21 protein-coding genes are annotated in these 24424 nt (G+C 69.3%); 9 read left to right on the top strand and 12 right to left on the bottom strand.

The window, feature by feature from the left end:
* The 4 genes from L1081_RS04965 to L1081_RS04950 all read left to right on the top strand — a co-directional run bounded on the left by L1081_RS04965 (nucleotide 1) and on the right by L1081_RS04950 (nucleotide 3295).
* Complete coding sequence (locus L1081_RS04965; RefSeq protein WP_489415458.1) at nucleotides 1-789, top strand: LuxR C-terminal-related transcriptional regulator; 789 nt, start codon at nucleotides 1-3, stop codon at nucleotides 787-789.
* A 39-nt stretch (nucleotides 790-828) separates the two neighbouring features.
* Nucleotides 829-2337: a mannose-1-phosphate guanylyltransferase/mannose-6-phosphate isomerase gene (locus L1081_RS04960; RefSeq protein ID WP_489415457.1), complete on the top strand. Its 1509-nt coding sequence runs from the start codon at nucleotides 829-831 to the stop codon at nucleotides 2335-2337.
* A gap of 29 nt (nucleotides 2338-2366) precedes the next feature.
* Nucleotides 2367-2966 carry a hypothetical protein gene (locus L1081_RS04955; RefSeq protein WP_489415456.1) on the top strand — a complete coding sequence of 200 codons (600 nt, stop codon included), beginning with the start codon at nucleotides 2367-2369 and terminating at the stop codon, nucleotides 2964-2966.
* Between the two features lie 98 nt (nucleotides 2967-3064).
* Nucleotides 3065-3295: a hypothetical protein gene (locus L1081_RS04950; RefSeq protein ID WP_489415455.1), complete on the top strand. Its 231-nt coding sequence runs from the start codon at nucleotides 3065-3067 to the stop codon at nucleotides 3293-3295.
* A gap of 11 nt (nucleotides 3296-3306) precedes the next feature.
* On the opposite strand, the gene L1081_RS04945 is transcribed toward L1081_RS04950, so the two are convergent.
* The 4 genes from L1081_RS04945 to imuA form a co-directional block, all read right to left on the bottom strand.
* Nucleotides 3307-4257, bottom strand: a complete 951-nt coding sequence (locus L1081_RS04945) for a hypothetical protein (RefSeq protein WP_489415454.1) — start codon at nucleotides 4255-4257, stop codon at nucleotides 3307-3309.
* A gap of 74 nt (nucleotides 4258-4331) precedes the next feature.
* Nucleotides 4332-7682, bottom strand: a complete 3351-nt coding sequence (locus L1081_RS04940; RefSeq protein ID WP_489415453.1) for an error-prone DNA polymerase — start codon at nucleotides 7680-7682, stop codon at nucleotides 4332-4334.
* Complete coding sequence (locus L1081_RS04935; RefSeq protein ID WP_489415452.1) at nucleotides 7675-9024, bottom strand: Y-family DNA polymerase; 1350 nt, start codon at nucleotides 9022-9024, stop codon at nucleotides 7675-7677. The genes L1081_RS04940 and L1081_RS04935 overlap by 8 nt, the downstream gene beginning before the upstream one ends.
* Nucleotides 8993-9799 (bottom strand): translesion DNA synthesis-associated protein ImuA, encoded by an 807-nt coding sequence (gene imuA, locus L1081_RS04930; RefSeq protein ID WP_489415451.1) that lies wholly within the window; start codon nucleotides 9797-9799, stop codon nucleotides 8993-8995. The genes L1081_RS04935 and imuA overlap by 32 nt, the downstream gene beginning before the upstream one ends.
* Nucleotides 9800-10011: 212 nt before the next feature.
* Here imuA and L1081_RS04925 point away from each other — a divergent pair, with 212 nt between their 5' ends.
* The gene (locus L1081_RS04925) at nucleotides 10012-10899 is read left to right on the top strand and encodes an aldo/keto reductase (protein WP_489416735.1); all 888 of its coding nucleotides are present in this window, start codon (nucleotides 10012-10014) and stop codon (nucleotides 10897-10899) included.
* Nucleotides 10900-10912: 13 nt separating this feature from the next.
* On the opposite strand, the gene L1081_RS04920 is transcribed toward L1081_RS04925, so the two are convergent.
* The 7 genes from L1081_RS04920 to L1081_RS04890 form a co-directional block, all read right to left on the bottom strand.
* The gene (locus tag L1081_RS04920; RefSeq protein ID WP_489415450.1) at nucleotides 10913-11890 is read right to left on the bottom strand and encodes a tripartite tricarboxylate transporter substrate-binding protein; all 978 of its coding nucleotides are present in this window, start codon (nucleotides 11888-11890) and stop codon (nucleotides 10913-10915) included.
* Between the two features lie 14 nt (nucleotides 11891-11904).
* Nucleotides 11905-13032, bottom strand: coding sequence for a porin (locus L1081_RS04915; protein ID WP_489415449.1), 1128 nt, complete (start codon nucleotides 13030-13032; stop codon nucleotides 11905-11907).
* A 116-nt stretch (nucleotides 13033-13148) separates the two neighbouring features.
* Nucleotides 13149-14846 (bottom strand): dihydroxy-acid dehydratase domain-containing protein, encoded by a 1698-nt coding sequence (ilvD, locus tag L1081_RS04910; protein ID WP_489415448.1) that lies wholly within the window; start codon nucleotides 14844-14846, stop codon nucleotides 13149-13151.
* Nucleotides 14843-15295, bottom strand: coding sequence for an aconitase X swivel domain-containing protein (locus L1081_RS04905; RefSeq protein ID WP_489415447.1), 453 nt, complete (start codon nucleotides 15293-15295; stop codon nucleotides 14843-14845). Before L1081_RS04905 ends, ilvD begins: the two co-directional genes overlap by 4 nt.
* A 205-nt stretch (nucleotides 15296-15500) precedes the next feature.
* Nucleotides 15501-16796, bottom strand: coding sequence for an aconitase X (locus tag L1081_RS04900; protein WP_489415446.1), 1296 nt, complete (start codon nucleotides 16794-16796; stop codon nucleotides 15501-15503).
* Nucleotides 16797-16838: 42 nt separating this feature from the next.
* Nucleotides 16839-17681 carry an IclR family transcriptional regulator domain-containing protein gene (locus L1081_RS04895; RefSeq protein WP_489415445.1) on the bottom strand — a complete coding sequence of 281 codons (843 nt, stop codon included), beginning with the start codon at nucleotides 17679-17681 and terminating at the stop codon, nucleotides 16839-16841.
* A 68-nt stretch (nucleotides 17682-17749) separates the two neighbouring features.
* Nucleotides 17750-19201: an FAD-dependent oxidoreductase gene (locus tag L1081_RS04890; RefSeq protein WP_489415444.1), complete on the bottom strand. Its 1452-nt coding sequence runs from the start codon at nucleotides 19199-19201 to the stop codon at nucleotides 17750-17752.
* 166 nt (nucleotides 19202-19367) lie between these two features.
* Here L1081_RS04890 and L1081_RS04885 point away from each other — a divergent pair, with 166 nt between their 5' ends.
* The 4 genes from L1081_RS04885 to L1081_RS04870 all read left to right on the top strand — a co-directional run bounded on the left by L1081_RS04885 (nucleotide 19368) and on the right by L1081_RS04870 (nucleotide 23541).
* Nucleotides 19368-20366, top strand: a complete 999-nt coding sequence (locus L1081_RS04885; protein WP_489415443.1) for a tripartite tricarboxylate transporter substrate-binding protein — start codon at nucleotides 19368-19370, stop codon at nucleotides 20364-20366.
* On the top strand, nucleotides 20363-21385 hold the full coding sequence (locus L1081_RS04880) for a tripartite tricarboxylate transporter substrate-binding protein (RefSeq protein WP_489415442.1): 1023 nt from the start codon (nucleotides 20363-20365) through the stop codon (nucleotides 21383-21385). Before L1081_RS04885 ends, L1081_RS04880 begins: the two co-directional genes overlap by 4 nt.
* An 84-nt stretch (nucleotides 21386-21469) precedes the next feature.
* Complete coding sequence (locus L1081_RS04875) at nucleotides 21470-22135, top strand: response regulator transcription factor (protein ID WP_125964762.1); 666 nt, start codon at nucleotides 21470-21472, stop codon at nucleotides 22133-22135.
* Nucleotides 22132-23541 carry an ATP-binding protein gene (locus L1081_RS04870; RefSeq protein ID WP_489415441.1) on the top strand — a complete coding sequence of 470 codons (1410 nt, stop codon included), beginning with the start codon at nucleotides 22132-22134 and terminating at the stop codon, nucleotides 23539-23541. The genes L1081_RS04875 and L1081_RS04870 overlap by 4 nt, the downstream gene beginning before the upstream one ends.
* On the opposite strand, the gene L1081_RS04865 is transcribed toward L1081_RS04870, so the two are convergent.
* A complete protein-coding gene (locus L1081_RS04865) occupies nucleotides 23529-24344 on the bottom strand; it encodes a MipA/OmpV family protein (protein ID WP_489415440.1) in 816 nt (271 codons plus the stop codon). The two genes, L1081_RS04870 and L1081_RS04865, sit on opposite strands and share 13 nt — an antisense overlap.
* Nucleotides 24345-24424: the final 80 nt, after the last annotated feature.

The raw sequence follows: 24424 nt of genomic DNA, 5'->3' as shown, positions 1-24424 counted from the left end.
ATGTCCGACACCACTCCTCCTTCCGACACGCCGGATTCCGGCCGCCCGCCGGAGCGCCGGAAAGCCAGCCCGCCGGGCCTGTGTCCACCGCCCGAACCGCTGTGGCCGCACTTCCTCACCGGGCAGGAAGACGCGCCGGTGCGCGTGCTGCTGATCGACGACGATGAATTCATGCGGCGCGTGATCGCCCAGGAACTGCTGTCGGACATGCGCATCCAGCTCGAAGGGCAAGGCAGCAGCGTGCGCGACGGCCGCCGCCTGCTGGCAACCCATGAGTTCGACGTGCTGATGGTCGACCTGCGGCTGGGCGACGGCTCGGGCTTCGACCTGATCCGCGAGGCGCGCAAGCTGCACCGCTACTGCGAAATCATCGTGATCTCCGCGCTGGAGGACGATGCCCACGTGATGCACGCCTTCGAGCTCGGCGCCACCGGCTACCTGCTCAAGCACGCCTGGCTGCAGAGCTTTGCCGAGGCCGTGCTGCAGGTGGTCAACGGCGGCGCGGCCATCACACCCAAGCTGACGCGCCGGCTGCTCACGCGCATGAACCTGCAAGGCAGCGGCGAACGGCCGGCCACGGAAACGCCGCTGCGCGAAGCCACCCTGACCGCGCGCGAACGCGAGGTGCTGCGCTTCGTGGCGCGCGGCTGCGTCTCCAAGGAGATCAGCATCCGGCTCGGCATCTCGGGGCAGACCGTCAACGCCCACATCAAGAACATCTACAAGAAGCTGCATGTGCATTCGCGCGCGCAGGCAGTGAGCCTGGCCACCCACACCGGCCAGCTCTGACCGAAAGAAGCGCCCACCACCCTTCACGAGGATGACGCCATGACCACCCCCACCATCCACCCCGTCGTGCTGTGCGGCGGCAGCGGCACGCGCCTGTGGCCTCTTTCGCGCAAGACCCTGCCCAAGCAGTTCGCGCCGCTGATCGGCGACAAGAGCCTGCTGCAGCTGACGCTGGAGCGCCTGTGCAGCCTGAACCGCAACATCACCTGCGTGGCATCGGAAGACCATCGCTTCCTGGTACGCGAGGCGGTCGACAAGGCTGGCGCTACCGGCCGCCAGATCCTGGAGCCGGTGGCGCGCAACACGGCGGCCGCCATGGCCGCCGCGGCGCTGCGTGCCGGCCCGGACGACCTGCTGCTGTTCGCGCCGGCCGACCATCACATTCCCGACACCGCGCTTTTCGCGCAGACGGTGCGCAGCGGCGTCGAGGCAGCGCTGGCCGGGCGGATCGTGACCTTTGGCGTGGCGCCCAGCTTCGCGAGCACGGCCTATGGCTACATCGAGGCCGGCGCGCCCTCGGCCGACGGCCACAGCCACGCCGTGGTGCGCTTCGTGGAAAAGCCCACGGCCGCCGTGGCCGAGTCGCTCATCCTGCACGGCGGCTACTGCTGGAACGCCGGCATTTTCCTGGCGCGCGCCGACATCCTCGTTGCGGCGCTGCGCGCGCATGCGCCCGACATCCTCGAGGCCTGCGAACGCGCCACCGCCGCCACCTCGGCCGACGGCAGTTTCGACAGGCTGGACCGCGAGGCCTTCGAGGCCTGCCGCAGCGACAGCATCGACTACGCGGTGCTCGAAAAGCACGAAGCCATCTCGGTCGTCAAGTTCAACGGCAACTGGAGCGACGTCGGCAGCTGGAACGCGGTGGCCATGCTGCATCCGCAAGACGGCAGCGGCAATCACCTGAGCGGCAACGCCAGCACGCTGCGTTCGAGCGACACCTTCATCCACGCGCCGCACCGCCGCGTGGTGGCGCTGGGCACCCGCGGCCTGATCATCGTGGACACGCCCGACGCCGTGCTGGTGGCGGGCGCGGACTGCGCCGAGCAGGTCGGCGACGTGGTGCGGATGCTCGCGGCCGAAGGCCAGGCCGAGGCCACCGAACACCGGCGCGTGGTGCGGCCCTGGGGCGCCTACGACAAGCTCGACTTCGGCGAGCGCTTCCAGGTGAAGCGGCTCACCGTGAAGCCCGGCGCCAAGCTCTCGCTGCAGATGCACCACCACCGCGCCGAGCACTGGATCGTGGTCCAGGGCACGGCCAAGGCCACTTGCGACGGGCAGGTCACGCTAGTGCGCGAGAACGAATCCATCTACCTGCCGCTGGGCGCCATCCACCGGCTGGAGAACCCGGGCAAGACGATGCTGGAAGTGATCGAGGTGCAGACCGGCGGCTACCTGGGCGAGGACGACATCGTGCGCTTCGACGACACCTACGGCCGCTGCCCTTCGACCAAGGCGCGCGGCGGCGATGCGCAGGCGCTGCCGCTGCAGGATGCCGCGGCGGCCGCCGTGCCCGTGGCCGCGCCGCAATTGGCCCCTGCCCCGTAGCTGCCGCAAACCCTTGCGCAGTATCCGCCGTGACGAAGCTCTGGCCTGCGCTGCTGGCCGCCGCCCTGCTCTCGGGCTGCGCGGGGCCCACCGCCACGCCGCCAGCCGCGCCGGTGGCGGCTGCGCCCGCGGCCGGCACGGTGGCATGGCAGTACGTGCGCTCGACCTGGCACGAGGCGCGGCAGCCGGGCCTGGGCATCAGCCACCGCTACCAGAGCCGCGTGGGCTGGATCGACGTCTACCTGTACGACATGAAGCAGGGCCACTGGCAGGCCGGAGTCGGCGATCCACGCTTCGAGGCGCAATTCCAGTCTTCCGTGGAAGAGGTCCGGCTCGCGGGTGCGAGGGGCCTCTACGCCGAAGTGGAAGTCGGCCCCATCAGCGACGTGCGGATCGAGGGGCAGGACTTTCGCCGCGTGAGCCTTCGCATCGTGCATGCCGTCACGCGCAAGGCCTACGAGTCGTTCACCTTTCTCACGGCGCGCAACGGCCGGCTGCTGAAGTACCGCATGTCGTTCGACGCGCCGGCACCGGCCGACGTGGATGCCATTGCGCGCGAGTTCATCGAGCGCAACCTGCGCAGCGGGCCAGACATGCCGAGGGCGGCGCATCCGCTCTTCGATACCTGAGCGTCCAGGGCCTTGAAGCACTGCAAAAATACTGTTCTTTTGTACAGTGTTTCCTCTAGAATTACTCGTCTCCAAGAGCAAACATTCAAGGCGACACCATGACCACCGCCAGCCCGCCGGCGTCCTCAGCGCGAATCCTGTTTTTCTCGCCGCTGCGGCGTTCGCAGCCGCGCCAGCCCGTGGGCCGGATCTCGACCTGGCCCTTTCGCGTGGCCACGGAAAAAGACCGCGACGGCGGCAGCCTCCCGGGCGATGGCAATGACGTGCGCCTGCATGCGGCGCGCGTGCTGCGCACCACGGCCGAGCACTGGTGGCCGCCGGCCGGCTGAATGGAAATTGCCTAGGCGCTGTCGCCTGCGCCGGGCTCGCCGAGCAGATCCTGCGCGTCGTCGTCGAAGCCCGCGATGGGCTGGGCCTTGGCAAGCGCGAGCCACACGCCGAACGGAATGCGGTCAAAAGCGCGGTGCACGGCGGCGCGCGCCACCACCAGCCGTTCGCCTTCGAGCACAAGCACGCCGCACTCCGGCGGAATCTCGTCGGGCGATGCGATGCAGCGGCCGCGCGCATCGTTGCCCAGCACGTACCAGCATTCGCCGCCCAGGTCGAGGTAGGCCGCGCGCTTGTCGGGCTTGCGCAGGTCGCCCAGCAGATCGGCGCGGCTCACCTTCACCTCGTGCACGACCGGATGCGCATAGGCCTCGACGCTGGTATTTCGGATCGAGAACACGTCGGGCCTGGCGATGCACCAGCGCGGCTTGCCGCCCTCCTCGAGCGGCGGCAGGCGCGCCCGCAGGCCGAGGCCGCGCCAGGCAATGCGGCCGCCGCGCGTCATCTCGCGCGCCACGCGCTCGACCAATGCCTCGTGCGGCGAGAGCGCCGCGCGGTTGATGGTGAGCGTGGTGGCAATGCGCGCAATGCCGGCGTCGGTCACGCGCAGGGTCTCATGGCCATGCGGCGTGCGCACGCGTTCGAGGAATCCGCCCGCGAGCAGCTCGACCTCGATGGCATCGCAGCAGGGCCAACCCGCCGAACGGTAGATCTCGCGCAGCCGCCGCGCATGCAGTTTTCCGAACGGCACTTCGCCGGTCCGCTGCATCGGCGGCGGAGGATCGATCACGGGCGGCGGAAAACCGGGATCTGTGAACGGCGGCTCCACGGGTGGCGGATCGCCCTCGGGCGGAGGCCCCGGCGGCGGTGGCGGCGGCACGGGAATGGGCACGTCGGGCGCAGGCGGCGGCGGGCCGATCGGCGTGTCGACGACGGGATCGAGGGCGAGTGCGAGTGCGGGCATGGGAGAAACAGGTTAGCGAAAAGCCGTGGGGTGCGCGAGACATGGAACGATCGGTTGCATTCGATGCCCTGCCCTCAATGGAAGTCGCGGCTGGTGTTGCTCTGCGCCAGCCGGCCCATCAGCGGCGTCAGGTCCTTGAAGCCGGTGGCGATCAGGTGCTGCACCTTGCCGCCGCTGTCGTCGTCGCGCTGCCAGGTGCCCTGCACCGCGAGCAGGTGCGACTTCAGGAGCGGCTCGCGCCAGGCCTCGATGACATGGCTCCAGACGATGACGTTGACGTTGCCGGTCTCGTCTTCGAGCGTGACGAAGATGGTGCCGTTGGCGGTTCCCGGGCGCTGGCGGCCCTTGACGATGCCGCAGGCACGCACGGTCTGGCCGCTGGGCTGCGCGCGCAATTGCTCCGCGCTCATGAGCTTCATGCGCGCAAGGCGCGGGCGCAGCAGCGCGAGCGGATGGCGGCGCAGCGTGAGGCCGAGCGCGGCATAGTCGCCGACGATCTCCTCGCCCTCGGGCGCCGCAGGCAGTTGCAGCAGCTGCTCGTTGATCGGCACACCCTTGAGCAGGGCCGGCGAGCGGTGCTGCGCGGTGGCGTCCCACACCTGCTGGCGGCGGTGGCCCGAGAGGGACATCAGCGCATCGGCCGCGGCCAGCGCCGCCATGTCCTTGCCGTCGAGCTCGGCGCGCAGTGCGAGGTCTTCGGTGCTGGTGAAGGGTGCTTGCGCGCGCGCTTTCAGCAGGCGTTCGGCGCCTTCCTTGGAGAGACTGGAAATGCGGTTCAGGCCGAGCCGCACCGCAGGCTGGTTCTCGCGGCCGAGGCGATCGGCATAGCGCGCATCGGTGCCCGGCGGCATGCGCGGCGCATCGGGGGCCCGGGCTTCGAGCGTGGTGTCGATGTCGCTGCAGGTCACATCGGCCGGCCGCACCTCGACGCCATGCCGGCGCGCGTCCTGCACCAGCTGCGAGGGGCTGTAGAAACCCATGGGCTGCGAGTCGAGCAGCGCCGCGAGGAAGCAGGCCGGCTCGTAATTCTTGAGCCAGCTGCTCACGGTGACCAGCAAGGCAAAGCTCGCGGCGTGGCTTTCGGGAAAGCCGTAGTCGCCGAAGCCCAGGATCTGCTTGAAGATGGCCTCGGCGAACTCGGCCTTGTATTTGTTGTCGACCATGCCCTTCACGAGCTTGTGGTGGAACTTCTCGAGGCCGCCCTTGCGCTTCCATGCCGCCATGGCGCGGCGCAGCTGGTCGGCCTCGTCGGCCGTGAACCTGGCCGCGATCATCGCGATCTGCATCACCTGCTCCTGGAAGATCGGAATGCCCAGCGTGCGCTCCAGCGCGGGCTTCAATTCTTCCTTCTCGTAATGGATCGCCAGGCCCTTGGCCACCCGCTCGCGCTGCTTGAGGTAGGGGTGCACCATGCCGCCCTGGATGGGCCCGGGCCGCACGATCGCGACCTCGATCACCAGGTCTTCGTAGGTGCGCGGCTTCAGCCGCGGCAGCATCGACATCTGTGCCCGGCTCTCGATCTGGAACACGCCGATGGTGTCGGCGTCGCAGATCATGTCGAATACCTTCTGGTCGTCGTTGGGGATGTGGTGCATCTGCACCATCGAGCCGCGCCAGCGGTTCATGTGGTCGAGCCCGCGCCGTATCGCGCTGAGCATGCCGAGCGCGAGAACGTCGACCTTGAGCATGCCCATGGCTTCGAGGTCGTCCTTCTCCCACTGGATGACGGAGCGGTCCTTCATGGACGCCTTCTCGACCGGCACCAGCCGCGTGAGCCGGGTGTGCGTGAGCACGAAGCCGCCCACGTGCTGGCTCAGGTGACGCGGAAAGCCCTTGAGCCGCCGCGTCATCTCGATCCACTGCACCAGCTTGAGTTCGTCTTCCTCCACGCCGACGCGCGCGGCCGCCTTGAACAGCTGCTCGCCCAGCACGGTGTCGTCGAACCAGTAGTGGTCCTTGGCGAATTCGTCGATCAGCCGTTCGTCGATGCCCATGGCCTTGCCGACGTCGCGCAAGGCGCTGCGTGCGCGGTAGCAGATGACGACAGCCGCGATGGCTGCGCGGTCGCGGCCGTACTTCTCGTAGATGTACTGGATGACTTTCTCGCGCTGCTGGTGCTCGAAGTCGACGTCGATGTCGGGCGGCTCGTGGCGATGCCGGCTCAGGAAGCGCTCGAACAGCAGATGACCTTTTTCGGGATCGACCGCGGTGATGCCGAGGCAGTAGCAGACGACCGAATTGGCCGAGGAGCCGCGGCCCTGGCAGAGGATGTGCTCCGAACGCGCAAAGCGCACGATGTCTTCCACCGTGAGGAAGAACATCTCGTACTTCATCTCGACGATCAGCGCGAGTTCCTTCTCGACCTGCGCACGCACCTTGCCGGGAATGCCCTCGGGATAGCGAAGCGCCGCCCCCTCCCACGTCTTGCGCACCAGCGTCTCGGCCGGCGTCTCGCTGCTGCCCACGGTTTCGAGCGGGTACTTGTAGTTCTCCCGGATCACCTCGGGATCGAACCGGCAGCGTTCGGCCACCGCCAGCGTGTTCGCGAGCATATGGGGCAGATAGAGCTCGGCCAGCCGCACCCGCTGCCGCAGGTGCCGCTCGGCATTGGGCTGCAGCGCAAAGCCGCACTCGGCCACCGTCTTGCCTTCGCGTACGGCCGTCAGCACGTCGTGCAGCGGCTTGCTGGAACGCGCGTGCATGTGCACGTCGCCGGCCGCCACCAGCGGCACGCCGGCCTGTTCGCTCGCCTGCATCAGCGCGGCGAACCAGAGGTCGTCGTCGAGTTCGTTGAGCATTTCCACCGCCAGCCACAGGTTGCCTGCGTAGAGCGCCTTGGCGGCCAGCAGGTCTTCATGCAGCGTGGCCGCGTCCACGGCGGCGCCGGGTTCGCGGTGCGGCACGAAGAGAACCTGGCAGTCCTGCAGAGAGGCCACGTCGCCGTGCTCCCAGCTCACGCGGTACTCGCCCTTGGGCAGCTCGGTGTTGCGCGCGGCGGTGATGAACTCGCACAGGTTGCCCCAGCCCTCGGTGCCGTTCGCGAGCACCACCAGCCTGAAGCGCTCGAAGCGAAACTCGCTGCCGAACAGCAGCCGGAAACCAGGATTGCGCGGGATCGCCGCTTCATCGGGATGCTCGCGCTCGTATTCGTCGAGCTTGGCCGGCAGGTCGCGCAGGCAGACATGGGCGCGCACGATGCCCGCCACAGAGCATTCGTCGGTGATGGCCAGCGCCGTGTAGCCGAGCTGGTAGGCACGCTCGACCAGTTCCTCGGGCGTGGAGGCGCCGCGCTGGAAGCTGAAGTTGCTGAGGCAGTGCAGCTCGGCATAGTCGGGCAGGCCCGGAGCCGGCCGCGCCCGCTGCGGCAGCGCATGCACCTTGGCCGAGTTGCGCCCGCGCAGCTGCTTGTCGCTCAGGTCAGGCATAGAACCCCTGCAGGTACCAGCGCACCTCGGCCGGAGAAAAGCGCGCCGAGGGCCGCTCGCGAAAGATCCACACCAGGCCGGCCTCGGGGCTTTCCGCCACGTAGTAGTCGCGCATCGCGGGCTGGCCGCCGTCTTCCTTGCCGCCCCACCAGCCCGCCTCGATGCGCTGCGGTCCGACCAGCTTGCGCAGCGGGCCGCGATAGCACGGGCGCTCGCCATCCATCTCGAGCAGCAGGGGCTCGGGCAGCAGCCACGGCGGGTAGATGGCATCGGGCTGCGCAGCCGCGGCCTTCGCTTGCTTGCCGGCCTTGTCCGTCGGTGCCTTGTCCTGCTGCAGCGCGGGGCGCCAGGCCTGCTTGCGCTCGGGCCGGTGGTCGGCCTGCGCCCCGGGCACCACCACCTGGTGCGCTCCGAGCCGCACGCTGAGCCGCTCGACCATCTCGTGCAGCTTGTCGCCCTTGCGGTTGTCCTCGGGCAGGAAGCTGGTGCTGGCGCCGGCCCATGGATCGGTTTCGAGCGTGCGCAGCGCGAGCCAGCTTGCGGGCGCCGCGAGCGTGGTGAGAGCCAGCTTTTCGGACAGCAGGCGGCGCAGGTGCACCATGTCCTGCGTGGGCTCGGCCGTGCGCACGGTGACCTGCTGGTGCGGCGGCAGGTTCACGCCGTTGAAGCGCTTGAGATCGAGCGTCCATCGCAACTCGAGCGCACGCGCGCCGCGCTGGCGCGCGCGCAGCCAGATCTGCAGCGCCGTGAGCAAACGGTTGGCCGACCACATCAATTCGGGCGCGGTCTCGGCCAGCGCGGGCAGCTCCAGCTTCTGCTCGAACACGTCGGGCAGCGTGAGCCAGTCGTGGCTTTCGGGGGAGAGGCCCCAGGCAATGTCGAGCGCTTTGCGCAATTCCGCGCCGAAGCGCCGCGTGAGGCCGCCGCGCGGCAAGGCGGCCACCTCGCCCCAGGTGCGGCAGCCCAGGCGCGCGAGCAGGTCGAGGTGGGGCTGCGCGGCCGTCAGCGTGTCCAGCGGCAGGCCGACGGGAATGTCCTTGGGCCGGTTCTCGTTACGCTCGAACAGGCGCAGCCGCGCCAGCGCGATGAGGCTCGTGGCGCCCTGCGCGCCCAGCATGCGGACGTCCGGCGCCGGGTTGTCGGCCAGCAGTTGGCGCATCAACTGCAGCCGCCCGCCCCACAGGCGCTCGCAGGCCGAGGCCTCGAGCATCAGCGCCTCGTCCTGCCAGGCGACGTGCGGCGTGTAGTGCAGTGCCCACCAGCCCAGCGCCTCAGGCGTGGGCAGGGTCGGCGCTTCGGACGCGTCGGATTCAGGCAACCACCGCAATGCGATCCAGTGCATTGGAGCCTCCCTTCCACGCGTCGATGTGCACCACCGTGGCCGACGCTGCCGCTTCGCCGGCCGGCACCGTGCCCTGCTGCTGCAGCCGCAGCTTGCGGCGCAGCCGGGCGGCGGCCAGCAGCGCGCTCATGCGCTCGTTGCGCGCCGGCAGCATCACGGGTGCGGCCAGCGGCGGGCCGCGGCGCTTCAGGATGCGCAGTTCGATCTGCGACGCATCGGCCGCGCAGCTTTCCACCTGGAGGCGCAGCCGCGCCGGCGATGCGCCCTGCGCGGCCGCTGCGGGCCGGCACACGAAGAGCAGCACGTCGTGCTGGGCGGCCGCCAGTTGCAGCCGCCGCAGCTCGCCCACCCGGGCCTGCGGCAGCCAGGCCAGCACGGCCGCCACGTCGGCGCAGCGCAGCGCCTGCTCGCAGGCCCACAGCCGCGCGGCCGGCGCATCGCTTCGGACCCACATCAGCGCTTCCACCGGCAGTCCCTGCGCCGCGAGCGACGGCCCGCAGGGTTCGTAGGGCGCACCAATCAGCACCACCGGCCCGCCGCGCGCGGCCACCGCCTGCGCCAGCGCGGGCAGCAGCAGCCGCCAGACATGCGCTTCGGGCGCGGTCTGCAGCAGCTCCGTCATGGCGCCGACCGGCCAACCGCCGCCCGGCAGCTGCGCGTCGAGCGCGGCATGGCCGGTGGCAACCACCTGCGCATCGGCCAGGCCGAGCTCGTCGGCATGCCAGACGCCGCGGCCGGCGGCAGTGGAAAAGGAGTCGAGGAAAGGGAGGCCCATGATTCAACCGTTAACTGTATTTTTATACAGTATTCCATGCATCGCAACCGGAAAGCCGGCTGGAGGGGCTTTCCTTGCGCAGTGGCCCTCCGCGCCGTCCCGGCCGATACTGGAATCCGGAACGGCAAAGCCACCCCTGAAGGACTTTTTCTCCCGTGACCCTGCCGGCAAACGGTCTTTTTCTCACGCGCGCCCGGCTGCTGCGGCTGGGCATGGCGCTGTGCGCCGGCGCGGCGCTTCCCCCCGCCTCCGCGCAGCAAGGCAGCCTGAAGATGAACACCCGCCCCATCCCCTCCACCCGCGAAGCCCTGCCGGTGGTCGGCTGCGGCACCTGGATCGGCTTCGACCAGCGGCCCGGCAGCGACGAATACAAGCGCCTGCCCGGCGTGCTCGACGCCCTCTTCGCAGCCGGCGGCACGGTGATCGACAGCTCGCCGATGTACGGCCGCTCCGAGGAAACCACCGGCGAGCTGCTGGCCGCCGCATCGAAGCAGCGCGAGAACAAGGCCTTTCTCGCCACCAAGGTCTGGACCTCGGGCCGCGAGGCCGGCATTGCGCAGATGGAGCAGTCGTTCGCGCGGCTGCGCACCCAGCGCATGGACCTGATGCAGGTGCACAACCTGATGGACTGGAAAACCCACCTCGCCACCCTGCGCGGCTGGAAGGACAAGGGCCGCGTGCGCTACATCGGCATCACGCACTACACGGCCTCGGCCTACGGCGAGGTCGAGGCCGTGCTGCGCGCCGAGAAGCTCGACTTCCTGCAGATCAACTATTCGCTCGACGCGCGCGAGGCCGAAGAGCGCCTGCTGCCGCTCGCGGCCGAACGCGGCGTGGCGGTGATCGTCAACATGCCCTTCGGCGGCGGCGGCCTCCTGCGCCGGCTGCGCGGCAAGCCGCTGCCCGCCTGGGCCGGCGAGATCGGCTGCACGAGCTGGGCGCAGGTGCTGCTGAAGTTCGTGCTGAGCCACCCGGCCGTGACCTGCACGATTCCCGGCACCAGCCGCGCCGAGCACATGGCCGACAACGCCGCGGCGGGCGCCGGCACGTTCCCGGATGCGGCGTTCTGGCGCCGCAACGCGGAATCGATCGGGCTCTGAGCCGCCACCGCGGCTATTCGAACTTCACGCTGTGCTGCCGCACGGTGGCGCCGAAGGCCTCGTACTGCGCGCGGAAGAATTCGGCGAACTTCGCGGGGCTCATGCCATAGCCCTCGAAGCCCTGCTGCACCAGCTGCGCATGCACGTCGGGCCGCTTGAGCGTGTTCTGCAGCTCCTGCGACAGCTTGTCGGTGATGGCCTGCGGCAGCCCCGGCGGCCCGAAGAAGCCGGCCCAGGGCGTGATGGTGAGCTTGCCCAGTCCGAGCTCGCCGCCCGTGGGCACGTCGGGCAGCAAGGCGCTGCGCTGCGGCAGCAGCGTGACCAGCGCGCGGATGCGCCCTTCCTTCACGAAGCCCGGCGCCAGCGTGCCGGTGGTGAACATCATGTGGATCTGCCCGCCCAGCAGATCGGTCATGGCCTGCATGTCGCCCTTGTAGCGCGCGTTGACCACCTTGCGCTCGCCCAGCAGCTGCAGCATGGCCAGTTCCGACGCGCTGTTGCTCGATGCCGAGTTGTAGGCGCCAGGCCTGGCCGCCACCATGGCCAGCAGCTCGTTCACGCTCTTTGCCGGCAGGCTCGATGGCACCACCAGAAACATCGAGAACTGGCCGGCCGAGCTGATCGGCGTGAAGGCCTTGAACGGGTCGTACGGCGGCGTCGGCCGCAGCGTGGGCGCCGCCACCATCGCGGTGTTGGTGCCCATCAGCAAGGTGTAGCCGTCGGGCTTGGCCGACGAGGTGGCCTGGGCCGCCAGCACGCCGTCGGCGCCGGGGCGGTTCTCCACGATCACCTGCTGGCCGAGCTGCTTGGACAGACCCTCCGCGATGATGCGCGTGAGCGCGTCGGCGCCGCCGCCGGGCGCAAAGCCGACGATCAGGCGCAGCGGCTTGTCCGGATAGCTGCTTTCGGCGCCCCATGCTGCCGTGCCCGGCAACATGGCCAGCGTGCCGCCGGCCGCAAGGGCCGCCAGCGTCAGGTTTCTGCGTCGCATGTCGTTGCTCCTTCTCAAAAGAGATGCCGCACACCGAACTCCCAGCCCGACGAGCGGCGCCCGCCCGCCGGCGCCACGCCGCCGCTCACCACGTAGCGCGCCTGCCCGCCGTTCATGAGCCGCGCATAGGTGCCGTAGAGCGCGGTGCGCTTCGAGAGGTTGTGCACGTAGCCGATGCCGAACTGGCGCGCGTCGTCGCGGTTGCGCGGCATGCCGTTGGCGTTGCGCAAGCTCTCGTCGCTGCGGTCGTCCAGGTAGGCGTAGCTCAGGCGGATGCGGCCGACCTCGAAGGCCGGAATGTGCGCGCCGATCTCGGCGGTGTTCTTGCGCACCGTGCCGGCGGCGAGCTTCACCGTCACCTTGTTGTAGAGCGCGAAGAACTTCGCAAAGCCCGCGTCCCAGGTGCCGCCGATGTTGGCATGCGTGTAGTTGCCGATGGCGGCGGTGGCGTTGAAGTGCGAGCGCGTGACGGCCGCCGCAATGTCGAACGCGCCCGAGGCAAAGCCGAAGCGCGCGCCGGCAAAGTTGCCGTCGTCGCGGTTCGGCGCGGTGGAGTCGTTCTCGCCGGTGCCGATCATCGCCATGCCGTAGAAGCCGCCGAGCCCGGCTGGCAACCAGTAGCTCACGGTATTGCTGCCCGTGATGCCGGTGGGCAGCGGCCCGGTGCCCGCGCCCGCGAACGTGAGGTTGCCCGCGCGCGCCACGCCGTTGGCGTTGAAGGGATCGAAGTAGATGCTGTTGTAGTGCGTGGGAATGAAGTCGCGGCCCAGGCGCAGCTCGCCGAACTTCTGGTGCGACAGGCTCACGAAGGACATGCGGTCGAAGGTGATCGGCCCCGCCGTGCCCGCGCCGCTCGCCTGGTTGTTGCTGTTGCTCGGCCTGCCCGTGCCGGTGTCGGGGTTCAGGCTGCCTTCGAGCCAGAAGCCCGCGCGCAGGCCACCGCCCAGGTCTTCGGTGCCGCGGAATCCGAGCCGGCTGGTCGAAAGACCACCGTTCGACAGCGCCTTGACCGAGCCGCCGCCCTCGCCTTTCGTGTATTGCACGCCGAGGTCCACCACACCGAACACGGTGACGCTGGATTGCGCGTGCGCCGCGCCGCTGCTGGCCAGCGCCAGCGCCGACCCCATCAAGAATCTTTTCATGTTTTCTTGTCTCCTGCTTCTTCTCTTGGTTGAAAAACTCGGGAACGCGCGCAGGGCTGCGCCACCGGGTGCGCGCGGGGGTGCGCGCCGGTTGGCGAAGGCCGGGTGAAAAAGGCCTAAGGCTCGGGGCGTTCGGTGCGCACGAGCACGGCGCCCTTCGAGAGCGGACTCACGTTGCGCCGGTACTGCTGCAGCCAGCCGGTGTCGAAGGCCGGCGGCGGCGCCTGCCAGTCGGCGCGGCGGGCAGCGAGTTCGACGTCGGTCAATGCGATGTCGAGGCGGCGCGCATCGAGGTCGATGGTGATCGTGTCGCCATCGCGCACCAGCCCGAGCGGCCCGCCGAGCGCGGCTTCGGGCGACACCTCGGCCACCACCAGTCCCTTGCAGACCAGGCCCGAGAGATGCCCGTCGGTCAGGATCGCGACCTGGTCGCCCAGGCCCGCACCATCGATCGCGAACACCACGCGCGAGGCACCGCCGCCCATGGCAGGGCCGCCGCAGGCGCCGGCGCCGCGCATCACGACCACCTGGCCCGGCAGGATCTCGCCCTTCTTGAGCGCCGCGATGGCCGCATCGGATGTCCAGAAGCACACGGCCGGCCCCATGAAGCTGCGCACCTTGCGCTCCACGATGCCGGTCTTGATGAGGCCCGACTCGGGCGCGAGATTGCCGCGCAGCAGCACGATGGCGGGATGCGGCGCGACCGGGCGCTCGATGGGGCGGATCACCTCGGCGCTGGCGACTTCGGCGCCGCGCAGGTTGTCCGCCACGGTGCCGCCCGTGACGGTCAGCGCGCCGGTGTCGAGCAAGGGCGCGAGCTGCTTCATCAGCGCGCGGCAACCGCCCGCCGCTTCGAAAGCCTCGATGCTGTGCTCGCCGATCGGCCGCACGCCGGCCAGCACCGGCGTCGTCGGGCCGAGGCTTTCGAAGAGGCCGTACACGTCGACGCCGCACTCCCCTTCGGTCGACACGGCCTGCAGGTGCTTGGCCGTGTTGAGCGAGGCGCCGATGGCCAGCACCGCGCGCACCGCGTTGGCAAAGGCGCCCGGCGTGAGGATGTCGCGCGGCTTCAGGTCGTCCCACACCATCTGCACGATGCGCGTGCCGGCGGCGCGCACGTCGGCCATCATCTTCGGGCTCAGCGCGGCCACCGGCGCGCTGCCCGGCAAGGCCATGCCGAGCGCCTCGCAGACGATGTGCATCGAGTTGGCCGTGCCCAGGCCCGAGCACACGCCCGGCCCGCGGATCGCCTCGCGGCTCATGCCCACGAGTTCTTCCACCGGCAGGTTGCCGGTGACCGCATGCATCGCGCCGATGAACACTTCCTCGATGTCCATGTGCCGGCCCTGGTACTCGCCGCTGGGCTGGTAGCCGCAGGGCACGAGCAGGGTCGGAATGTTGAGCCGCGCGGCCGCCATGAGCTGGCCCGGCACGGTCTTGTCGCACGAGGTGAGGCACACCATGCCGTCGAGCTGCGCGCCTTCGACCGCCACCTCGATGTCGTTGGTCACGAGGTCGCGCGCGCCGAGCATGTAGGCGCCGCGTGCGCCGGCGCCGGTGATGAAGTCGCTGGGTGCAGCCGTGCGGATCTCGAAGGGCACGCCGCCCGCGGTGCGGATCGCGGTCTTGATTTCCGCCGCCACCTTGTCGAGGTGGCTGAAGCAGGCGGCCAATTCCGACGAGCTGTTGACGATGGCGATCTTCGGCTTCTCGCAATCCTCTTCCGGAATGCCGAGTGCGCGCCAGTGCGCATTGCGCACCGACCAGAGGTACGAGCCGCGCGGGAAGTTGCTGCGCAGGGGACGGGTGGTCATGGGCGGTCTCCGGGCTTGTTCTTTTTGGTGATCTCGATCACGCCGCGGTCGGCGTCCACGCGCACCCAGTCGCCGGTCTCGATGCACTCGAGCGGGTCGCGCTCGAAGTCGGTCATCGAGGGCGCGTGCGTGACCACGGCGCCGAGCGCCATCTTGGTGGTCATCTCGTTGAAGAGGAACGCCGCGGGCGCCGAGTTCATGAGCCGGGTCATGTGGAACATGGCCGACCAGCCCGACGAGCCCTTGGCCCCTGGAAACACCAGCACCTTGCCCGCGAAGCTCTGGCCGCGCAGCTCGTGCCGCGTCTCGATGACGGTGCCGGTGCGCGGATCGATGCCGCCCCAGCCCGAGATGCGGTCGCGCGTGACGAGCGCCTCGCCTTCGGCGATGCCGCCGACCACCTTGCGGCCGCGGATGACCAGGGTGGATGTGTTGTCGCGTGCATTCATGGTTTTGCTCCTTCCCCAGACGGGGCTGAGGGCTGCGGCTCCAGTTCCGCCTGCGCGGAACTGGACAGCCCGAAGAGCGGCAGCCTCTGGCTGCCTGCACCGAGGTAGGGATGGGGGCAGGCAGAGCGCTCGATGGATGCGCCGCATGCCCCCACCCCTGCCCTCCCCCGGAAGGGGAGGGAGAAAGACAACGCAAGCCTGAAGCTCATTGCATGCCTCCATTCCACCGCCCCGTACACGCCGCATCGATGCACTCCGCCGTGCTGCCGAACCAAGCCTGCACACCGAGGATCGCGGGCAGGTAGTGCGCCTGCTTGGCCGAATCGAGCGCCACGGTCTTCGTGCCCTTGGGCACGGCGCGGCTCATGGCGGAGCAGCTGTCGGTCATGAGGATGCCGCCCGCGTCTTCGATGATCTTCGTGTAGCCGTTGCGGTCGGCCAGCGACTTGATGGCGCGCGGCGTGAAGATCCACAGCTCGCAATCCGCGTGCACCTTGCGGCCCTCGATGAGCTGCGCGGCTTCCCAGATCTGCTCGATGGTGTAGTGCGGGCAGCCGAGCATCACGTACTGCACCTCGGCGTCCTTGCCGGTCGCGTTGATCTTCTCGTAGGTGGCGCGGCGCTCGGCTTCGCCAAAGCGCAGCACCTCCACCGGCGCACGGCCGCCGAGCGCCTGCTCGAGCGTCAGCGCCTCGGGCGTGATGCCAGCGATGTGGTACATCTCCACGCCGCCCGACGACGATGCCGCCGCACCGAAGTGCTTGAGCCGCGGCAGGTTGGGCACACGGCCGATGCCGCGCCGGCTGTGCACCACCGGCACGCGCTCCTGCACATGCTCGCCAATGTAGTAGCCCAGCAGGCCCCAGTCCTGCACCGACTCGACTTCGACGTCGAGTTCGACCACGTGCGTGGCGCGCCGGTTTTCGTCGAGGTGGTAGCCCCAGTACGGAATGCGCCCCGTGAGCATGGCAGCACCCGTGCTCTCGCGGCCTTCGGTGTTCGTGCGCGCGCCAAGCACCGAGTTGCAATACACCACGGCCGACGATTCCATCCACGCGCAGTGCTCGCCGCGCGTGGGAATGTTGCCCACCTGATAAGGCGTGCAGGTGTTCATGATCTGCGCGCCCAGGCCCGCCGCATGGCGCTCGCTCTTGTTGTAGAACTGCACGATCTCCTCGCTGACGCCCATGCGCTCGGGCTGGCCGGGGTCGAAGCCCAGCTGCAGGTGGCTCGTGAAGACCTTGAACTTCGGGATCTCGACGGTCTCCTGGCTGTCGAGGCTGAACTCGGAGAACACTGCGTCCATGCCGCCGCCCTTGGCCAGCGCGAAGTCGCGCTGGAACGGCGTGGTCGAGGTGATGGTGGCGCAGACGTTGCGCGTTTCCACCAGCCGCTCGGCGCCCAGCGCTTCGCCGTAGCGCATCAAGAGGTCCATCGCCTTCTGCACGGCCGGTCCATCGCAGCCGTCCATCATGGCTTTTTCTTCATCGCTCAGGTGCATGGCCCTGTGTCTCCGTTTTTATGGGTCGTGGGGTGGCCGGAGCTAGCCCGGCAGGGGCGTCGGCACATGCCCGCCGATGTCGCGCGCGATGGTCAGCGCAATGTCGTGCAGGCGCGGTGCCAGTTCGTTGCGCAGGCGCTCCTCGGTGAACACGAAGGCCGCGCCGCCGCCGTTGAGCGCCATCACTTCGCCGTCGGGCCCGATGAGGGGCACCGACACCGAGTTGATCTCGCGGTGGAACTCGCCGAGCGAAAGGCAGTAGCCCAGCCGCCGGGCTTCGCCGATGGCGCGCGTCATGCCGGGCGCGATGCTGTCCCACTCGGGGCCGCGCAGGAGGCGCATCGAATCGACCAGCTGGTTGCGCTGCGCCTCGGGCAATGCCGAAAGATAGGCGCGGCCCAGCGCCGAGTTGGCCAGCGGCGCGCGCGAGCCCACGTCGAGCCGCGCCGAGAGCATCGACGAGCGCGGCCGGCAGGCCTCGATCAGCACCATCTCCATGCCGTCGCGTATGGCCAGGTAGACCGAGGCGCCCACCTCCTCCGCCATCGCCTGCATGCTGGGCCGCGCGGCGGCGCGCACGTCGAGGCTGCCGAGGAACACGCGCGACAGCGACACCACGCCCGGCCCGAGCATGAAGCGGTCGGCCACCTGCGCGGCCTTGAGCATGCCCAGCGAGAGCAGCGTGGCGACGAGCCGGTTGACGGTCGGCCGCGGAATGCCGGTCATGCGCGCGATGTCGGCATGGCCCAGCACGGGGCGCGCCTCGCTGAAGCAGCGCAGCACCGAGATGCCGCGCTCCAGCGCGCTCACGGTGTCGGCGCGGTCGCCGCGCGCATCGGCGGCATCGGCAGGAGAAAAGGAGGTGTCGTTTTTGTCAGTGGACATGGAGGAACCCTTTGCAAGACTCTGCAATGTAGAGGCTGGCGAAAGCGCGTCGGCCGGGTTCATGCGATTCAGATGCCGGCTTCGGCCGCGGCCCGCGCCTGCGCGCCCTGCCCGGCGCCGGCACGCAGGTACACGCCCTGCGCGAGCAGCGCCGCCTGCAGCGCGCCCACGTCGATGAAGCGCGGTTCGATGCCGCTCCGCGACGCCAGCGCCGCCGCCACGCCCGCGGCCTGGCCGGTGATCCAGCATTGCGGAATCTCGCGCATGAAGCCGTGCGAGTTGCGGTCGCACGAGATGTGGCGCCCGCAGGCCAAGAGGCCGTCGAGCTGCTGCGGCACCAGCGCGCCGTACGGAATGGAGATGTTCGGAAACTTCGGCGACACCGCGGGCGTCACGCCCACCTCGTCGGCCAGCGCCACGCCGTCGGGCCACTGGCTGCGCAGCACCGCGCCCACGCCAGAGAGGCGCCGCGCATGGCGCACGCCGATCTGCGGTGCGCTCAGCATCAGGTAGGCCTCTTCGAAGCCCGGCGCATGCGCCTTGAAGTAGTCCAGGTGCGCGGCCATGGCGCGGTGCGAGCGCACTTCGACGGCCGTGAGGTCGTCCACGTCGAGCGCGGAATAGCCCGACTGCCGTGGCCCCATGAACAGCGCCACGTCGTTGCGCCACGAGACGAAGGGCCGCTCGAACAGGCCGCACACCTCGCGCCCGCGCGCCATGAAGGCGCTGAACGCCTCGGGCTGGCCGGCCTTGAACTCGATCCAGCGGTTCATGTCCACGCCGCCGAACAGCCACGAGGTGTTCATGCAGTGGTGCACGTCGGCCTCCTCGATGTCGTTCACGAAAGCCGCGCCGGCCCGCGCGAACAGGTCACCGTCGCCGGTGGCGTCGACCACCACGTCGGCCATGATCGCCATGCGGCCTTCCTTGCTCTCGAACACCACGCCCTTCACCGCGCCGTCCTGCACGATCGGAATCGCCGCCCACGAGTGGTAGATGAGCTTGACCTTGCGCTCCAGCACGATCTCCTGCGAGAGCAGCTTGAGGCGCTCGGGGTCGATGGTGGGCGACCAGGTGACCACGCCGTGGTAGGCGGCCGTGCGCTGCGACCAGTGGGCGGCCTTGGCCGCGTCCTGCGAGCCCCAGTCTTCGCGCGCCGGGCCGGCGATGGCGTCGGCCGGCAGGCGGTCGAACAACTCTTCGGCAAAGCCGCGGATCACCAGCTGGCCTTCCCAGTCGGTCATGCGGTCGATCCAGATCACGAGGCCGCCGGTGGAAAGCCCGCCCAGGTGGTTGTAGCGCTCGAGCAGCGCGACGTCGGCGCCGGCGCGCGCGGCGGCCGCGGCGGCCGCGGTGCCCGAAGGCCCGCCGCCCACCACCAGCACGCCGCAGCGGTGGTAGACCGGAATGTCCTTGCCGGGCTCGGCCCAGCTGCCGTGGTCAGGCCGCTTGACGCGGCTGTCGCGGTCGAAGATGTCGGAGGACAGGATGCGCTCGTCGGTGCGGACGACAGTTTTCATGGATGAGTGTCTTGGATGGGCTGTTTCATCGTATTTTGATTTCAATGTTCATTTTGTCAAATGCAAAAGCCTGAAAATGGCATTTCTTCGGGGTATTCCCTAGTCAATATGGATTTTTATGGTTTTCTAAACCAATATAAGAAGAACATTCCAAACGGAGACATCGATGAAGAAACCCTGCGGCACCCGCCGCGCATTCGGCGCGGCGCTCGGCGCGGCCGCCCTCCTGGGCATGGCGCCCCTGGCGCTGGCACAAGACTTTCCCGTGCGCGGCGGCAAGCCGATACGCATCGTGGTGGGCTTCACGGCCGGCGGCGGCACCGACGCGCAGGCGCGCATCGTGGCGCAGAAGCTCGGCGAGGTGCTGGGCACCGGCGTGATCGTCGACAACAAGCCCGGCGCCAGCACCATGCTGGCCGCGAGCGAGGTGGCGCGCGCGCTGCCCGACGGCTACACCCTGCTCTATGCGCCCTCCTCGACCATGGCGCAGAACCCGCACACCTTCTCGCAGGTGCCCTACGACCCGTTCAAGGACTTCACCGCCATCTCGATGGGCGGCCGCGGGCCGCTGGTGCTGTCGGTGAGCACCACCGTGCCAGCCGGCAACGTGAAGGAACTCATCGCCTACGTGAAGGCGAACCCCGGCAAGGTGAGCTATGCCTCGTTCGGCGCGGGCACCTCGTCGCACATCTACGGCGAGGCCTTCGTGAAGAAGGCCGGCATCGACGCGGTGCACATTCCCTACAAGGGCGGCTCGGACGCGGCCAAGGACCTGATCGGCGGCCGCGTGCAGTACATGTTCGATTCGGCCTCCTCGGCCATCATCACCTCGGGCACCGGCAAGGTGAAGATCCTGGCGATTGCCGCGAACGCACGCATTGCCGCGCTGCCCGAGGTGCCAACCTTCGCGGAGCAAGGCCTGGCGGGCCTCGACCTGCCGAGTTGGCTCGGCTTCTACGGCCCCGCGCACATGCCCGCGCCGGTGGTCGCCAGGCTCAACGCGGCGCTTACGCAGGTGCTGGCGATGCCGCAGGTGCGCGACTTCTACCGCAGCGGCGGCTACGAAGCCGGGGCCAGCACGCCCGAGGAATTTGCCGGCGTCACGCGCTCGACCTACGAGCGCTGGGGCGCGATGGTGCAGCAAGTCGGGTTGGCCAAGCAATGAAGGCCTGGCCGCATTCCTTCATCGGCCGCCGGCGCGTTGCCGCGTGGCTCGGGCTGGTGTCCGCACTCGGCGCGGCCGCGCTGCCGTGTACCGCGCTCGCAGCCGAGCCCGCGGCCTTCCCCGAGAAGGGCCGCAGCATCCGCATCGTGCTCGGCTTGGCGGCCGGCGGCGCCTCGGATGCGCAGGCGCGCTTCGTCGCCAACAAGCTCGGCGAAGTGCTGCAGACGCCGGTCATCGTGGAGAACCGGCCGGGTGCGAGCTTCATCCTGGCCACCGAGGAAGTGATTCGCGCCGCGCCCGACGGCTACACGATGATGTACGCGCCCTCTTCCGTGGTGGCGCAGAACCCGCAGACGCTGGCGCAGGTGCGCTACGACCCGTTCAAGGATCTGACGCCGATCTCGCTCGGCGCGCGCGGCCCGCTGGTGCTCACGGTGCACGCGAGTGTGCCGGCGCGCACGGTGCAGGAGCTGGTGGCCTACATCAAGGCCAACCCCGGCAAGATGAGCTATGCCTCCTTCGGCACCGGCACCTCCTCGCACATCTACGGCGAGGCCTTCGCGAAGCAGGCGGGGCTGGACGTGGTGCACGTACCCTACAAGGGCGGCGCCGATGCCGCGAAGGACTTTCTCGCAGGCCGCGTGCAGTACTACTTCGATGCGGCGCCCAACGCGATCCAGAACACGGCCACCGGCAAGGTCCGCATGCTGGCGGTGGCGGCGCCCAGGCGCAGCGCGATGCTGCCCGACGTGCCCACGATGACCGAGCAGGGCGTGAGCGGGGTCGACATGCCGAGCTGGCTCGGCTTCTTCGGTCCGGCGCGCATGCCGGCGCCTGTGGTCGCCAGGCTCAACGCCGCACTCGCGCAGGTGCTCGCGATGCCCGCCACGCGCGACTTCTTCCGCCAGGGCGCCTATGAAGCGGAGTCGTCGAGCCCCGCGCAACTGGCCGAGCTCACGCGCGCGACCTACGAGCAGTGGGGCGACATCATCCGCAAGCTCGGGCTGGTGAAGCAATAGCGAAGCTCGGGCTTAAAGAGATATTAAAAACTCTGAGGCATCATCCGCACTGCTTCCCGCGCGCCACACCCCACACCCACCCCCATGCACCTGCTCCTGGTCGAAGACGATGCCATGCTGGGAGAGGCGGTGTGCGACGGCGCGCGCCAGGGCGGCTGGACCATCGACCATGTCTGCGACGCGCCCGCGGCCCGGCTCGCGCTGATCGACCATGCCTATGCTGCCGTGCTGCTCGACATCGGGCTGCCCGGCGAGTCCGGGCTTTCGGTGCTGCGCGCGATGCGCGGCCGCTACGACCCGACACCCGTGCTGATGCTGACCGCGCGCGGCCAGCTCAGCGAGCGCATCCACGGGCTCGACGCAGGCGCCGACGACTACATCGTCAAGCCCTTCCAGTTCGACGAGCTCTGGGCGCGCGTGCGCTCGGTCATCCGTCGCAGCCAGGGCCGCGTGATCCCGGTGTTCTCGCACGGCGACATCGAGGTCGACCGCAGCCGCCGCGTGGTGTCGAAGGCCGGCGTCGAGGTGACGCTGAGCGCGCACGAATACCGCACCTTGCTGGCACTGCTCGAGCGGCCCGGCCACGTGGTCACGCGCGACCATCTGCAGGACGCCGTCTACGGCAGCGCGAGCGCGGTCGAGAGCAACACCATCGCGGTGTTTATTCACCAGCTGCGCCGCAAGCTCGGCGACGACCTGATCCGGACCGTGCACGGGCACGGCTACGTGGTGGGCCAGCCGCGTCCATGAGGCTGAACTCGCTGCAGGCGCGGATGATCATGGTGATCGCCGCGACCATCGCGCTGTGCTGGGCGGTGGCGCTCACGGTGCTGTTCGTCTACCTCACGCACAACAGGAACAGCATCTGGGACGACAAGCTCCAGACCGTCGCCACGCGCATCCTGCTGACCATTCCCGGCGAAGACAAGCTCAAGAGGCTGCAGCCGCGCGCCAACGGCCTTCAGCTGCGCGACGAGGCGCTGCCCGAGAGCGACGCGTTCGCGTTCCAGATCTGGCTCGACGGCGACCGCTTGCTCGTGCGCTCGCCCGGCGCGCCCGACACCCCGCTGCGGCCGGGCTTCGTCGGAGGCGCGGCCACCAGCGTGATCGCGGGCGCGCGATGGCGCGTCTACTCCGCCTCGGACAAGACTGGCCGCGTGCATGTGCAGGTGGGCAACCTGCACAGCGTGGTGGACGCCGAACTGCGCGAGGACGCGATGACCGCGCTGGTCATCAACACGCTGTTGCTGCTGCTCGTGGGCGCACTGATGTGGTTCGTGGTGCGCCGTTCGCTCAAGCCGGTGCTGGCGCTGGGCGAGCAGATGCGCCAGCGGCGCAGCTTCGACCTCACGCCGCTGTCTCCGGCGCCGCTGCCGCGCGAACTGCATCCGCTGGTCGCGTCGTTCAACCATGCGCTGCGGCAGCTCGACGAGGCGGTCGAGGGCGAGCGCCGCTTCATCGGCGATGCGGCGCACGAACTGCGCACGCCGCTCTCGGCACTGCAGGCGCAAGCCCAGATCGCGCTGCGCGCACCCACCGCGGCCGAGAAGGACATCGCACTCGCCAAGCTGCTCGCCGTGGCCGAGCGCAGCACGCGCCTGTCGGAGCAGCTGCTCGATCTGGCGCGCCTCAATGCGGGCGCCAATGCGCCGCAGCATGCGCCGGCCGACCTGGGCGCGCTCGTGATGCACGTGGCGAACGAGTACGACGTGCATGCGCTCCAGCACGCGCGCACCATCCTGCTCGACGCGCGGCCGTGCACCATCCGCTGCGACATCGACGAGATCGGCATCCTGCTGCGCAACCTGGTCGACAACGCGCTGCGCTACACGCCCAAGGGCGGCCGCGTGCGCGTGAGCTGCGGCCACGCGGCGGGCACCCAAGCCGACGAGGCCCGGCGCGTCTACCTCGAGGTGGCCGACGACGGCCCGGGCGTGCCGGCCGCGGAGCGTGCCGCGATCTTCAAGCGCTTTCACCGCGTGGCCGGCACGCCGTCGCGCGGCAGCGGCATCGGGCTGTCGCTGGTGGCGGGCATCGCCGAGGTGCATCGCGCGGCGATCGAGACCGGCGCCGGGCTCGACGGCCGCGGCCTCGGCATTCGCGTGCTGTTTCCGGCGCTGGGCTCCGCCGGGACTCCTTCGCTTCAGAATCTGTAGAGGTAGCCGACGCGCACGCCGGTCTGGCTCGATCGGCCGACCAGCGGGCTGTTCTTGATGCCGCTGCCGAGGCTGGTGCCGCTGAGGTCCAGGAACAGCGTCTGCTTCGGCGCCACGGCGTAGTCCACGCGCAGGCCCAGTTCGACGTTCGCGGCGGATTCGCCGTCGTACTGAGTGCGGTCCGCGCGCGATTCCGCTGCGCGTACGCCGTAGTAGTAGTCCACATACTTGCGGTCGGCCCAATGCACCGCGAGCCGCGGCGTGAAGCTGAAGGCACCCGAGGTGAAGCGGCGGTCGGCCTGCAGCTTGAACCGGGTGCCCTTGCTGTGCCCGGAAGCGTCGGCCAGCAGCTCCGCCGACAGGTTGGCGAACTCGTTGCGCCAGATCGCAGCGCCCCCGAGCCAGATGCTGGCCTTGCGTTCATCCATGCCGGTCAGGTAGGGGGAGTCTTCGGCCTCGTAGCCGTCGGACGCGTAGCGCGCGCGCAGCCGGAACGACACCGGGCCGGCGGAAGGGAGCTTCAGGTCGAGGCTCGGGCCGGCAACGCTGACCCACCGGTTCTCATAGGTGACCATTGGGATGACGACCGCCTTGTCGTCGAATTCACGGTAGGGCTTGCGATCCATGCCGGCCGCGATACCGAGGCCCCATTGGGAGCCCCCGGCCTGGAATTTTTCTTCGTCGGACTGTGCCCATGCAGGTGCCAGGCAAGTGGCGGAGACGACGCCAACGGCAATTGCCGTGAAGGCCGGGCGGCCATGAAAACGGGGGCCTCGGGCGGCAAGGCGGGTTTGCTTCTTCATCAGGATCCTCAGGGTGGAAAGTCGAAGGTTCGAAGCGGCATGGCCGCCTCGCCGCCGGATGCTGACCCTGAGGCTTTAAT

The sequence above is a fragment of the Variovorax sp. MSC1_012 genome, from assembly GCF_023667525.1.
GTDB classification, from domain to species: Bacteria; Pseudomonadota; Gammaproteobacteria; order Burkholderiales; family Burkholderiaceae_C; genus Variovorax; species Variovorax beijingensis_B.
Note: the sequence above shows the minus strand (reverse complement) of the source record. Positions and strands in the feature narration are given on the sequence as shown.